Source organism: Mesorhizobium sp. WSM4850, from assembly GCF_055811735.1.
The window spans coordinates 32996-46066 of sequence record NZ_JBVVPV010000025.1 but is presented as its reverse complement, the minus strand read 5'-3'; the positions used below and the strand labels follow the sequence as shown (position 1 = coordinate 46066).

General features: G+C 62.5%; 13 protein-coding genes. 5 read left to right on the top strand and 8 right to left on the bottom strand.

Annotation, left to right across the window (positions count from 1 at the left end):
- Positions 1-49 precede the first annotated feature (49 nt).
- Entirely contained in the window at positions 50-709 is a 660-nt protein-coding gene (locus AC0L2Z_RS21970) for a 5-formyltetrahydrofolate cyclo-ligase (protein WP_473629283.1), read from the top strand.
- Here the strand turns inward: AC0L2Z_RS21970 and AC0L2Z_RS21965 are convergent.
- Positions 706-1179 carry an Lrp/AsnC family transcriptional regulator gene (locus AC0L2Z_RS21965; RefSeq protein ID WP_023799250.1) on the bottom strand — a complete coding sequence of 158 codons (474 nt, stop codon included), beginning with the start codon at positions 1177-1179 and terminating at the stop codon, positions 706-708. The two genes, AC0L2Z_RS21970 and AC0L2Z_RS21965, sit on opposite strands and share 4 nt — an antisense overlap.
- 159 nt (positions 1180-1338) lie before the next feature.
- On the opposite strand from AC0L2Z_RS21965, the gene ald reads away from it, so the two are divergent.
- Complete coding sequence (ald, locus tag AC0L2Z_RS21960; protein ID WP_091591151.1) at positions 1339-2454, top strand: alanine dehydrogenase; 1116 nt, start codon at positions 1339-1341, stop codon at positions 2452-2454.
- 201 nt (positions 2455-2655) lie between these two features.
- On the top strand, positions 2656-3957 hold the full coding sequence (locus tag AC0L2Z_RS21955) for an outer membrane protein (RefSeq protein WP_473629282.1): 1302 nt from the start codon (positions 2656-2658) through the stop codon (positions 3955-3957).
- Between the two features lie 229 nt (positions 3958-4186).
- On the opposite strand, the gene AC0L2Z_RS21950 is transcribed toward AC0L2Z_RS21955, so the two are convergent.
- The 6 genes from AC0L2Z_RS21950 to AC0L2Z_RS21925 all read right to left on the bottom strand — a co-directional run bounded on the left by AC0L2Z_RS21950 (position 4187) and on the right by AC0L2Z_RS21925 (position 8897).
- Entirely contained in the window at positions 4187-4654 is a 468-nt protein-coding gene (locus AC0L2Z_RS21950) for a DUF1203 domain-containing protein (protein WP_473629281.1), read from the bottom strand.
- A 77-nt stretch (positions 4655-4731) separates the two neighbouring features.
- On the bottom strand, positions 4732-5538 hold the full coding sequence (dapB, locus tag AC0L2Z_RS21945) for a 4-hydroxy-tetrahydrodipicolinate reductase (RefSeq protein WP_473629280.1): 807 nt from the start codon (positions 5536-5538) through the stop codon (positions 4732-4734).
- 112 nt (positions 5539-5650) lie between these two features.
- Positions 5651-6214, bottom strand: a complete 564-nt coding sequence (locus AC0L2Z_RS21940; RefSeq protein WP_473629279.1) for a GNAT family N-acetyltransferase — start codon at positions 6212-6214, stop codon at positions 5651-5653.
- A gap of 5 nt (positions 6215-6219) precedes the next feature.
- Positions 6220-7071: a 3-mercaptopyruvate sulfurtransferase gene (gene sseA, locus AC0L2Z_RS21935; protein WP_473629278.1), complete on the bottom strand. Its 852-nt coding sequence runs from the start codon at positions 7069-7071 to the stop codon at positions 6220-6222.
- Between the two features lie 51 nt (positions 7072-7122).
- Positions 7123-7863: an alanyl-tRNA editing protein gene (locus AC0L2Z_RS21930; protein ID WP_473629277.1), complete on the bottom strand. Its 741-nt coding sequence runs from the start codon at positions 7861-7863 to the stop codon at positions 7123-7125.
- Positions 7863-8897, bottom strand: a complete 1035-nt coding sequence (locus AC0L2Z_RS21925; RefSeq protein ID WP_287067797.1) for a cysteine synthase A — start codon at positions 8895-8897, stop codon at positions 7863-7865. The genes AC0L2Z_RS21930 and AC0L2Z_RS21925 overlap by 1 nt, the downstream gene beginning before the upstream one ends.
- Before the next feature lie 214 nt (positions 8898-9111).
- Between AC0L2Z_RS21925 and AC0L2Z_RS21920 the strand changes: the two genes are divergently transcribed.
- Both AC0L2Z_RS21920 and AC0L2Z_RS21915 read left to right on the top strand, forming a co-directional pair.
- The gene (locus AC0L2Z_RS21920; protein WP_473629276.1) at positions 9112-9933 is read left to right on the top strand and encodes an SDR family oxidoreductase; all 822 of its coding nucleotides are present in this window, start codon (positions 9112-9114) and stop codon (positions 9931-9933) included.
- 96 nt (positions 9934-10029) lie between these two features.
- Complete coding sequence (locus AC0L2Z_RS21915; protein WP_473629275.1) at positions 10030-11004, top strand: alpha/beta hydrolase; 975 nt, start codon at positions 10030-10032, stop codon at positions 11002-11004.
- A 96-nt stretch (positions 11005-11100) separates the two neighbouring features.
- Here AC0L2Z_RS21915 and AC0L2Z_RS21910 read toward each other — a convergent pair whose 3' ends face one another.
- Positions 11101-12522, bottom strand: coding sequence for a DEAD/DEAH box helicase (locus AC0L2Z_RS21910; RefSeq protein WP_091591164.1), 1422 nt, complete (start codon positions 12520-12522; stop codon positions 11101-11103).
- Positions 12523-13071: the final 549 nt, after the last annotated feature.

The window sequence follows — 13071 nt, the reverse complement described above, 5'->3', positions numbered from 1 at the left end:
ATCCTGCCGCCGAGTATAATTTCATCGAAGCAGATGACAGGAGTGAAAGTTGGCTAGCGATCATGACGACGACGGTCCGGGGCAATATTCCTCGCCGCCTTGCTTCATGCACGAGCTCGACCCGGAATTCCGGCCGCCCCTATCCGACTGGAACGACGTGAAACGATGGCGCAAGGCCGAGCGCGAGCGGCTGATTGCGGCGCGCCTCGCTGTCCCGGCTGACGTGCGGACGGCAATGTCGCAGCGCATCGGCGAAAACCTCGACGCGGTGATCGGCGACATTGCCGGCCGCATGGTCAGCCTCTACTGGCCGTTCCGCGGCGAGCCGGATTTGCGGGCCTGGATAGCTTCCGTCAATGAGCGCGGCGGCCGTACCGCACTGCCTGTTGTCGTCGAAAAAGCCCGCCCGCTTATCTTTCGCGCCTACGCACCGGGCGACCGGCTTGAAAAGGGTGTCTGGAACATCCCGATCCCGGCTGGAGGCGATCCGGTGCTGCCCGACATCGTCATCTCGCCTGTCGTCGGCATCGATCCGAGACAGTATCGGCTGGGCTATGGCGGCGGCTTCTTCGACCGCACGCTGGCGGCGATGCCGTTCAAGCCGCTGGTCATCGGTGTCGGCTACGAACTGCAGCGCATCGCCACCATCTACCCGCAGCCGCATGACATCCCGATGGACCGGGTGGTAACGGAGGCTTTCAAAGCCTAGGCAAGTTCCGGCTTCATCCCGACCGCCGTCCGGTCGACGATCTCGCGCAAGGCGAACGACGAGTTGATCTTCGTCACATGCGGCATCGCCGACAGCCATTCCTTGTGGATGCGCTCATAGTCGACGAGGTCCTTTGCCGCGATGCGCAGGATATAATCGTATTCGCCCGACATCAGGTGGCAGGACAACACATTCGGGCAGCGCTTTATCGCCGCCTCGAAATCCGACAGTGTCTTCTCGAATTGCCCCGACAGCGATATATGCACGATCGCCGTCATCTGGTGGCCAAGCGCGGCATTGGAAAGCCGGGCGTGGTAGCCGCGGATGGTTCCGGATTTCTCCAGATTGTCCAGCCGCCGCGAGCAGGCCGACTGTGACAGGCCGACCTTCTCGGCAAGCGCCGCGTTGGGTATCCGCCCATCCCGTTGCAACGTTTCGAGGATGGCGATATCAATCCTGTCGAGCGGCATTTTTCGGGATTCCTGCGACAATCCAGCTGTTTTGCGCAACGATTATCGAACCGCACCGTCTTGCGCAAGCGTATTCGCAAACACCTACGCGACGATTCGTGGTTCACTGTCTCTCAACAGCGAACATGCCCCAAAAGGCTGGATCAGGAGGAGAAGAAGATGCGCGTCGGCTGCCCCCGGGAAATCAAGAACCACGAATACCGCGTCGGCCTGACGCCGGGATCGGTCCGCGAATATGTCGCGCATGGCCACGAAGTGCTGGTCGAGACCGGCGCCGGCGCCGGCATCGGCGCCGACGACAACGCCTATCGCGCCGCCGGCGCCACCATCGCCAAGACGGCCGCCGACGTGTTTGCCAAGTCCGACATGATCGTCAAGGTCAAGGAGCCGCAGCCCAACGAATGGGTCCAGCTCCGTGACGGCCAGATCCTCTACACCTATCTCCATCTCGCTCCGGATCCGGAGCAGACCAAGGGCCTGCTGGCCTCGGGCGTGACGGCCATCGCCTACGAGACGGTCACCGACGACCGCGGCGGCCTGCCGTTGCTGGCGCCGATGTCGGAAGTCGCGGGCCGCCTGTCGATCCAGGCGGGCGCCACCGCGCTGCAGAAGGCCAATGGCGGCCGCGGCGTTCTGCTCGGCGGCGTGCCCGGCGTGCTGCCTGGCAAGGTCACTGTGCTCGGCGGCGGCGTCGTCGGCCTGCATGCCGCACGGATGGCGGCCGGCCTTGGCGCCGACGTCACCATCATCGACCGCTCGATCCCGCGCCTGCGCCAGCTCGATGATATCTTCGGCGGCCGCGTCCACACCCGCTACTCGACGGTCGAGGCGCTGGAAGAGGAATGTTTTTCGGCCGACATCGTCGTCGGCGCCGTGCTGATCCCGGGTGCCGCCGCGCCAAAACTCGTTTCGCGCGAAATGCTGTCGGGAATGAAGAAAGGCTCGGTGCTGGTCGATGTTGCCATCGACCAGGGCGGCTGCTTCGAGACCTCGCACGCCACAACTCATGCCGACCCGACCTATGAGGTCGACGGCGTCGTTCACTATTGCGTCGCCAACATGCCGGGCGCGGTGCCGGTCACCTCGGCCCAGGCGTTGAACAACGCGACGCTGCATTACGGCCTGCAGCTTGCCGACAAAGGCCTGAAGGCGCTGGTCGACGATCATCATTTGCGCAACGGCCTCAATGTCCACAAGGGCAAGATCACCAACCGCGCGGTGGCCGAATCACTCGGCTATGAGTTGGTCGAGCCGAAGGCCGTTCTCGCCGCCTGAACCCGCCGCTGATTCTCTCCCGAAAGAGCCGCCGACGCCCCCGGCGGCTCTTTTTTTCCACAAGAAAATTTCACGGTTTGCGTTCAGCAGACCGGCTTTACCCGTTTTGCTTGCAATGTGTCATTCCTGTGGCTTTTTTGTTACATCCGCCGGCGTGGGCAGGTGCTAGACGGCTGACGGGTTTTTCAAAAGGCAGGGGCAATGACCAGCAAACGATTCGCAAAATCTCTTCTTCTTGGCGCAGTTTCCGTTCTGGCGCTTGGTTCGGCTTCTCATGCCGCCGACGCGCTTGTGCCGGTCGTCGAGACGTCGGCCTTCAACTGGAGTGGCATCTATGTTGGCTTTGGCGTCGGCGCCGGCGCCAATGTCCACGAGCTCAGCAGCGATTTCCTTCCCGGCTTCTCGTTGAACGGCATTGGTGGTGAAGGCGTATACGGTGAGTTGACCGTTGGCTACGACTATATGGTGTCGCCGCGCTTCCTGATCGGCGGACTCCTGGACGCCCATATTGGCAACATTGAAACCACGCTCGACGTAGCTGGACTAGAGGCTTCGGTCCGCGAGACTTACGGTTTCGACGCTGGTCTGCGGGCCGGTTACCTGTTCACGCCGAACACGCTGGGCTATGTGCTCGGCGGCTATTCCTGGCAGAAATACGAACTCGACACCAACGCTGGTATTGACCTGGATTGGGACCAGAGCGGTTACTTCGTCGGAGCCGGCGTTGAAACGGCCATCAACAGCAACTGGACCATCAAGACTGAGTATCGCTATACCCGCTTCGGTACCAATGATGATCTGCTTTCCGAGTTCGGTTTGCCGGATGGCGCCCTCAATATCGACACGTCGCGGCATACGTTCCAGGTCGGGGCCAACTATCGCTTTGGCGCCCAGAATGGCGGCGTCGCCTCTTTTGAAGCGCCTGCCTACAACTGGACCGGCTTCTACGTCGGCGGCGCCGCCGGCGCGGGTGCATCGGTGCATCAGATCGAGGTTCCGCCGCTTGGCGGGCTCGAGTTCAACGGGCTCGGCGGCGAAGGTGTGTTCGGCGAATTGAACGTCGGCTATGACCATGATTTCGGCAGCTGGGTCGCAGGTGTCATGGTGGATGCCCGCTACTCCGGCATGACTTCCGAGCTGGAAGTTCCAGGCGGATCGATCAATCTGGATACCGATTACGGCTTCGATGTGCTTGCCCGCGTCGGCATGAAAGTCAACGAATCGACACTTGCCTATGTGCTCGGCGGTTACAGCTGGCAGCATTTCGATCTGAATGCGTCCTCGCCCATCGGCGACATCCTCGATTGGGACTCCAGCGGCTTCTCGGTGGGTGGTGGTCTGGAAACGGCCATGTCCAGCAACGTGACCGTCGGCCTCGAGTACCGCTACTCGCAGTTCTCCGAGAAGGATTTCTCGTCGGAACTTGGGCTGCCGGACGACACTCTCACCTCCACGCCTTCGTTCCACACCGTTCGCATTGGTGCGAAGTACAAGTTCAACTAATTTTCGAGCCGTCCAGACAACAGTCAAAGCCCGTCGGTCATTCCGGCGGGCTTTTTCTTTCGGGTGACGAAATGAGCGGGACAATGCAGGCAGCAAAAAAGCGGAGCCAAAGCCCCGCTTCCTCTGATATCGAGATCTCCCGCCGGTTCATCCGCGGTCGGCAAATCGATCGACAATCATTCCATAACGCGACATTGCGACAGGCGCACGACAGCTGCGACCGATCCGGTCACGCGCGCTCGATCCGGCACTGATAGCAGTTGTTGCGTGCCGAGCGAACATGCACATAGGCGATATCGTCGCGCTCGAACAAACTCTCGGCCCGCGCCGCGATAGCGCCCGTCGGGATGACGCCGCCGCTGCCGTAGACGATGCGATCGTCGCTGCCGTAACCGCGCACGATGTAGTCGCTGCCTTCGAGAATTTCGGGAAGCGCCTCGGCCTCGGCAGCGCGCTCGCAAGGCTCGGCATGCAGGAAGATCGGACCCGTCTCGGCATAAGGCTGCAATTGCGGGAATGGCCGATAAGCCAGGACAAGGTACGCTTCTCCAGCGGCGACGTTCTTCAGGCAGTGGCGGCAAGGCACGCCGTCACCGTCGGATATTTTCCGCTCTGGGATCAGGCCATAGGCGTCCGGCCCGCCGCGCTGCAAAGCTCTGACGCCTTCCGTGGGTAAGGCCTTGAACTGGATGGCCATGGTGAAATCTCCGATGTCGTCGACCGGAAATTACGTCGCTGCGCCAGCGCTTCCCACCCGATTCCTGCCAATCTGGATCAGTCCATCAGCGCGTCGAGACCGCGCACCAGCCCTGTGATCTCCTGTACCCGCCGGATGGCGAGCAGCGTCCCGGCCACATAAGGGGCAGCGGACGAGCCGGCGTCGTGGCGGATGGTCAGCCGCTCGTCGGGCAGGCCGAACAGCGCTTCGCAGGACAGGATGTAGGAAGGCAGGCGAAGCGCATGCACCTGCACCCCCTCACCCGTGCCAACCGCCGCACCGCGCGTTCCCGGCACACCGGAGACCTCCGAGACCGGCCGCGCGGTCGAAGCCTTGCGGACATCGGCCAGCGCTTCGGCAAGCTCGCGCGCCGTGCCGGACGGCGCGTCGGGTTTCCTGGCGCTGGCATAGTCGATGACCTCGACATCCGGCACGTATTTCGCCGCCATCAGGGCAAACCGCTTCATCAGTGTGGCGGTGATCGAAAAATTGCCGGCGGCAATGACGCCGACACGATTGGCGCGGGCTGCAGCATCGATCTCGCCGAACTCGGCCGCACCCAGCCCCGAGGTGCCGATCACCACGTGCCGTCCGTTTTCGATGGCCAGCAGCGCATGGTCCTTCACGACATGCGGTTTGGTGTAGTCGACCAGCACGTCCGAGGGCACCTCCATTGCCTCGGCCAGCGAGGCGGCAACGATGATGCCGTTTGCCGACAGGCCGAGCAGCAGGCCTGAATCCTGCCCAGCGCCGCTGCGTGACACGGCCGCGGCCAGCGCCATGTCGCCTTGCGCCCCGATCGCCGGAACCAGTGCCTTGCCGACCCAGCCGGTCGCACCGGCCATCACCACCCGAATCGTCATTGATCCTCCCATCGCCATTTCGAGCGCCACGCGTTCCCTTGGATGCGTGGCGAACGCTCCAACAGTTTGTCTCCGAGCTGAATCATCGATGAAATTCAGTCTGCGGAGAAAATCATGGCCGCATGACGCTGGCCGCACGTTCGGCGAAGGTCATTGGATGCACCATCTCCTTCTTTTGCGCGACCGGTTCAAAGCCGAGCTTCTGGTAGAGCGGCAATGCCGCCGGATGGTCGAGTGTGCAGGTCTGCACCGTCACCCGCCTTGGTCCGTGCGACCAGGCGGCGTCGATCGCCGCACTCAGGAACCAGCGGCCGATGCCCTGGCCGGTGGCGTGCTCCATCATGCCGAAATAGGCAAGTTCCACTTCTCCCGGCAGATGCGGCTTCAGGTCGAAAAAGCCGGCCGGCGATCCGTCGAGATACAGCACCCTGATATCGCGGTCCTCGCGGTGGATCCCGGCAGAAAGCTCCTCGTCGCTCAGCCTCAGCACATTGACCCAGTGCCATTTGCGGCCCACCCGATCCATCAAATAGCGGTAGAAATGCAGCGGAATGTCCTTGGTTTTCAGCAATGCGATCTGGCGGTTGTACGGCAGCGGCGGCGAATAGGCCGGCGGCGCATGCATTTCGAGAAACGTCACCGTGACCTCGATGTCTTCAAGCGCGCCGTTTTCCATCACAGTCAGTCCTTGCCCGTCACGACGGGCGTATCGCCAAGCCCACCCCATTCGGTCCATGAACCGTCGTAGAGCCTGTTATCGGTGTGGCCTAGCGTCTCGAGCGCCAGCGTGATCGCCGCCGCCGTAACGCCTGAGCCGCAAGAGGTGACGACCGGCTTTGACAGGTCGATGCCGGCGTCCTCGATCACCTTGCGCAACCGGTCTTTCGACAGCAGCTCGCCATCCTCGGCAAGCGCCGAAAACGGCGCATTGCGGGCGCCGGGCATATGGCCCGAGCGGACGCCGGCGCGAGGCTCCGGCTCGGTACCGGCAAACCGGCCAGGCGAACGCGCGTCGGCGATCTGGCTTTCTCCGGTCTCGACGATCCGGCGCATGTCGGCCAGGCTGGCGACCCGAGCGGCATCGAAGTCGGCATGGAACACGCAAGGGGCGATCTTCGTCGGCTCCGCCGTCACCGGCCGTCCCTCCGCTTTCCAGCGATCGAAGCCGCCGTCCAATATGTAGACCTGGAACATCCCCATGACACGGAACATCCACCAGGCGCGCGGCGCCGAGAAGAAGCCCGGGCCGTCATAGACAACGATGGTGTCGTCGGCCGAAATGCCCATGGCGCCGACATATTTGGCGAAATGCTGCGGCGACGGCAGTGTGTGCGGCAGTGGGGAATCAGGATCCGAGATCGCATCGTGATCCAGGAAACGGGCGCCCGGAATGTGAGCTGCGTCATATTCGGCGCGCGCGTCGCGTTTCTGCGCCGGCAAATACCAGGACGCGTCGACGATGGTCAGGCCAGGCTCGCCGAGGCGCTTCTGCAACCAGTCAGCATCGACGGTGAAAGGGCTGTCTTCGGCCATTGTTCTTCTCCTGCCCGCCTTCGACAATCTGTTTATCAGGCCGGCTGTTTATCAGGCCGGCGGCATTGGTCCAAAGCGTATTCGGAAGCGCCGGTTCTCGCGACCCTTCTTCTCGATCTTGCCGATATGTATCTCGCCGACTTCTCCAGTGCTCTTCACATGAGTGCCGCCGCAAGGCTGGCTGTCGATCGAGGCGTTCTCGCCAATGCAGACCAAGCGGATCTTGCCCGTGCCGACCGGCGGCCGAACATTCTTCGATTTCACCAGTCCCGGATTGGCCGCCAACTCCTCGTCGGTGATCAGCCTGACAAAGACCGGGTGGTCGGCCCGCACCAATTCCATCAGCCGGGCCGTCACGTCTTCCCTGGTGAAGCCGGCATCCGGAATATCGAAATCGATACGGCTGTCGTCCTCGGAAACTGAGGCACCGGTGATCGGGAACTGGCAGACGACGGTAAGCAAGTGGCAGGCTGTGTGCATGCGCATCAGCAGATGCCGCCTCTCCCAATTGAGGGCAAGCTTTACCGGCTCGCCGACCTCAGGCACCGCCTGCTCAGGCGGCGGCACATGGATGATGTCATCCTTGGTCTCACCGGTGATGGTGGCGGCAACAGCGATCAGGCTGCCGTCGGCGCGTTCGAGGGTGCCCGTATCGCCAGGCTGCCCGCCCGACGTGGCATAGAAGATCGTCCGGTCCAGAATGATGCCGCCACGGTCGTTGACGGCGACAACCACGGCATCAGCCGTACTGAGATAGGGGTCGCGAAACAGGGCATCCGTCCTGTAAGCCATCACGCAACCTTTTCGAACGGCACCGAGATTGTGCTCGGCTGTTCCATCCAGCCCGGCACCGGCAGCTGCTTTTGACGCAGGAATTCCGGGTTGAACAATTTCGACTGATAGCGCGTACCGTAGTCGCAAAGCACGGTCACGATGGTGTGGCCGGGACCCATCTCACGTGCCAGCCGGATCGCGCCGGCAATGTTGATGCCGGTCGAGCCGCCGACGCACAGGCCTTCCTCCTGGATCAGGTCGAAGACGATCGGCAGCGCGTCCTCATCCGGGATCTGAAAGGAGAAATCCGGCGTGAACCCTTCCAGATTGGCGGTGACCCGCCCCTGCCCGATGCCTTCGGTGATCGAACTGCCTTCGGATTTCAGCTCGCCGCTGGTGTAGAAGCTATAGAGCGCCGCACCGAGCGGATCGGCGAGCGCGATCTTGACGTCCTTGCTCCTGGCCTTGAGCCCGAAGGCGACGCCGGCCAGTGTTCCGCCGGAGCCGACCGCCGAGACGAAACCGTCGACCTTGCCGCCGGTCTGGGCCCAGATTTCTTCCGCCGTGGTGCGGGTATGGCCATCACGGTTGGCGACGTTGTCGAACTGATTGGCCCAGATCGCGCCGTTCGGCTCGGACCGGGCCATCTGCTCGGCCAGACGGCCCGACAGTTTCACATAATTGTTGGGGTTCTTGTAGGGAACGGCAGGCACCTCGATCAGCTCGGCGCCGAGCAATCTGATCGTGTCCTTCTTCTCCTGGCTTTGCGTCTCCGGGATGACGATTACGGTGCGGTAGCCAAGCGCCTTGGCGACCAGCGTCAATCCGATGCCGGTGTTGCCGGCCGTCCCCTCGACAATCACCCCGCCCGGCCTCAAAAGTCCGCGCTGCTCGGCGTCGCGGATGATGAACAGCGCGGCACGGTCCTTGACCGACTGGCCCGGATTCATGAATTCGGCCTTGCCCAGGATCTCGCAGCCGGTTTCTTCCGAGGCTTTGTTGAGGCGGATCAGAGGCGTATTGCCGATCGCTTCGATCACAGAACGGGGCATGGAGATTCCTTTATGCTTGCGGCCGAACCCTAGAAACCCGAAGCTTGGGTTTCAAGGCAAGAATTTGCCTGGTCCAGCGGCATTTTCGGGCTGCAATTTCCTAAAACAGATGTTGCGTTGCGCCAATCATTGAAGCTCACCATTGAAAAGCGCTCTTTTCATCCGATTTCTTCACCGCTAGAGCACAGGCCAAGAAAAAGTCGCAGGGCATAGCATGACACTCTATCGGGCCGACCCGAAGCACGGCGTCGCCTGGATTACCGGCGGCAGCAGCGGCATCGGCCGTTCACTGGCCAAGGACCTTGCGGCGCAAGGCTATGTCGTCGCGGTGACGGCGCTCGACGACGATCCGATCGACACGCTTGTTGTCGAGACGGCGCAGATGCCGGGCCACGTCACGGCCTATCCTTGCGACGTCACCGACGAAGAACGCATGGCAAGGACAGTCGCGGCGATCGAGAAGGATCTCGGCCCGATCGTCTTGGCCGTGTTCAATGCCGGGAGCTATATTGCGACCGCCGGCGAAGACCTCACTGTCCGTGGATTTCGCCAGTCCTTCGATGTCAATTATTTCGGCATCATCAACGGCCTGGTGCCGGTCATCGAGCGCATGCGCGTCCGCGCGCGCGGCCATATCGTCCTGGTCGGTTCGGTCACCGCCTATTTCGGCTGGCCGACCACGGCCGCGTATGGCGGCACCAAGGCGGCGATCAATATCCTCGCCGAGTCGCTGAAGTACGATTTCGACAAGATGAACGTCCGCATCCAGGTGATAAACCCGGGCTTCGTCGACACCCCGCTGACCGAAAAGAATTTGCTGCCGATGCCCGGGCTGATGCCGGTCAATCGCGCCTCGCGCCGCATGGCGCGCGGCATCAAGTCCGGCGGCTTCGAAGTCACGTTCCCGTGGCGCTTGAGCTGGGGCCTGAAGCTGCTCAGAATCCTGCCGAGACCGTTCTGCCGATGGGTCATCAGCACCGCGACCCGCTGGAAGGCGCGTCCGCTTAATTTCGACCGCAAGGCGCCGAGCGAATAGACCGGTCATCAAAGTTGGCGATCCCGCCGCCGGCGGGACGTCGTTGCCTGTTTGCCATCGTGGCCATAGGTTGAGATTTATTGCATGGAGTCTGCGATGGGGCGACGGATCGTGCTTGCGGTATCGGGTCTCGCCGTCATTCTCGTCCTTGCCTACGTCTTCGGCCCGCGCGTCCAAGCCGATACCACGATCCGCTTCGATCCTTCCGTGATCGGCGATGACCCGCAAGCCTATCTGGCACGCAAGGAGGCGGCCGTACCTGATATCCACGACGGGCTGGAAAAGGAAATCATCTGGGCCAATCCGATGGTTCACGCCAGGACGCCGCTGTCGATCGTCTATATCCACGGCTTTTCGGCGTCGAAGGGCGAGGTTCGGCCGCTTCCCGACGAGGTGGCCGACCAGCTCGACGCCAATCTTTACTACACCCGTCTCACCGGCCACGGACAGGGCGGTGCCGCAATGGCCGACGGCAGCGTCAACGCCTGGATCAACGACTATGAGGAAGCGCTCGCCATCGGCCGAGCGATCGGCGACAAGGTGATCGTCATCGCCACCTCGACCGGCGGCTCGCTGGCAGCCTGGGCTGCGACGCAGCCTGGCGCATCCGACGGGGTGGCGGCAATAGCGTTCATCTCGCCGAATTTCGGCGTCAAGGCTTCCGGCGCCGAACTTCTGACCATGCCGTGGGGCCGAGAGATCGCCGAGCTGGTCGCCGGCAAGGAGCGCAGCTTCGTGCCACGCAATGCGCTGCACGAGAAATTCTGGACCTGGCGCTATCCGATCGCGGCGACCCTCCCGATGGTTGCGCTGACCGAGTTGGCCTATGGCGCGCCGGTGGAGAAGGCGACCATCCCTGCCCTCTTCATCTTTTCCGATTCGGACAGGATCGTGCGGCCGGACCGCACCCGCGACATCGCCGGGCGCTGGGGCGCGGCGCACGAACTGGTGCCGGTCGACGATACCGGAGATCGGGACAATCATGTCATCGCCGGAGACGCGTTGTCGCCAGCAACCACAGCTTTCCTCGCGCAGCGCATTATTGTGTGGGTACAGGCGGTGGTGAAGTAGATCTCAGGCGAAAAAGGCGACCGAAGCATCGCTCCGATCGCCTTTTTCAATTGTGAGCAGCCGACCCGACAGGCGCGGGCCGGATGCGCTATCCGATTACGCAGCCCGCGCTGCTGGCCGCTTGCCGCCGAAACGACGCTTGTTGTTGCCCTTGAACGCCTTGGCGCCCTCCGGCTTGCGTTCGCCGGCAAAGGCCGGCTTGTCGCCGAAGCGCTTGTTGCCGTTGTTGTGGCCGCCCGGCCGCCTGCCGTCGCGACGACCATTACGGTCGTTGGCCGGCTCGAAGCTGCGCTCGTTCTTTTCGGCAGGATTGCGCTGCGGGTCGGGACTTCCGAGATGGTCGGCAACGATTGGCAGCTTGGTGCGGATGATGCGCTCGACCTGACGCAGCTTGCTGTTCTCGGACGGGTCGCAAAGCGTGATGGCGATGCCGTCCATGCCGTTACGGCCGGTGCGGCCGATGCGGTGGACATAGCTCTCCGCCTCGTCCGGCAGGTCGAAATTCACCACATGGCTGATGCCGGGCACGTCGATGCCGCGCGCCGCGATATCGGTCGCCACAAGAATGCGCACCGAACCCTCGCGGAAATCGTTCAGCGCCTTCTGGCGGGCGTTCTGCGACTTGTTGCCGTGGATGACGGCGGCCTTGAAGCCATCGCGCTCGAGATCCTTGGTCACCCTGTCGGCGCCATGCTTGGTGCGCGAAAAGATGATGACCGACTTCATCGCCTCGTCGGCGAGCATCGTCGCCAGAACCTGGCGCTTTTGCTTGGTGCGGGCAAAGACGACGCCCTGTACGATCTCGGCCGCCGCAGTGCTGTGAGGCGCCACTTCGACGCGGATCGGGTTCTTCAGCAGGCCTTTCGCCAGTTCGGCGATTTCGGCCGGCATGGTCGCCGAGAACAGCACCGTCTGACGGTCCGGCGCGGTCGCCCTGGCGATGCGCTTGACGTCGTTGATGAAGCCCATGTCGAGCATGCGGTCGCCCTCGTCGAGCACCAGCCATTTGGTGTCGGCAAGCACGAGGTCGCCCTCACGCACCAGATCGGTCAGCCGGCCGGGCGTGGCGATCAAGATGTCGACGCCGGGAGCGATCTTCTTCACCTGGCTGAAGCGCGAGACGCCGCCAAGCACGAGTGCTGTCGAGACATGCGCGCCCTTGGCGAGCAGCTTGATCATCTCTTCGATCTGCACGGCGAGCTCACGCGTCGGCGCCAGGATCAGCGCACGAGCGGTCTTCGGCCGGCGCTTGGTGCCGAGCGCGATGATCTTCGAAAGGATCGGCAGCGCGAACGCCGCGGTCTTGCCCGAACCGGTCTGGGCGATGCCGAAAATGTCACGGCCTTCCAGCTGCGGCGGGATCGCCTGGGCCTGGATCGGCTTCGGATCGGTGAAGCCTGCGCCATGGGTGGCCTTGAGCAGCGCGCCCGTAATTCCAAGTGCTGCGAAACCCGAAAGCTCGCCAGTGTTCTTACCGGTCAGATTGTCGTTACCGGTCAAAGTGTTTTCGTTGTTCAAAATATTTCTTCTTTCACGCGGCTCCTGGCCGCAAACATCGATGGCGGCAGGGCGCAACCTGCCGTCGAAAAACTGTCATGAAACGACAAGGCGGGCGGACGTTATCGTCCGCACGGCTGCGCTGTCGTGCCCGCAGGCATCATGCCACGGGGCTTTTTCGCCGCCTTGCCGATATGCCGGAAAGAGGGAAAACAGACGCAACCAGTCTCATTCGTCGAGAAGGCCGGATAGGTCCCGGCCCAAGCGCCTATGCCGCCGCATATGGCCCAGTTCGCCGCGAAATGCAAGGGCCGTCATGTTGCAGCGCAGCAAAAACAGCCACGACGAGCAGCCGTGAAGGTCTGCTCAAACTTCTCCCGGCCATTCCCTCGCCCCATGCTGGACGAACAGAACTCTATTTGAATGTCTTTCATCCGATACGCAGGCGATTGGCCAAATTCTATCCACGCCTTCGCCATCCTAGCTAGGATGACGAAGTGGAGGAATGCTTCGGCTAATCTCAAACGTTTGCACTGACATCGGCCCGTTTGCGGCGGGCGCTGCCCCAGC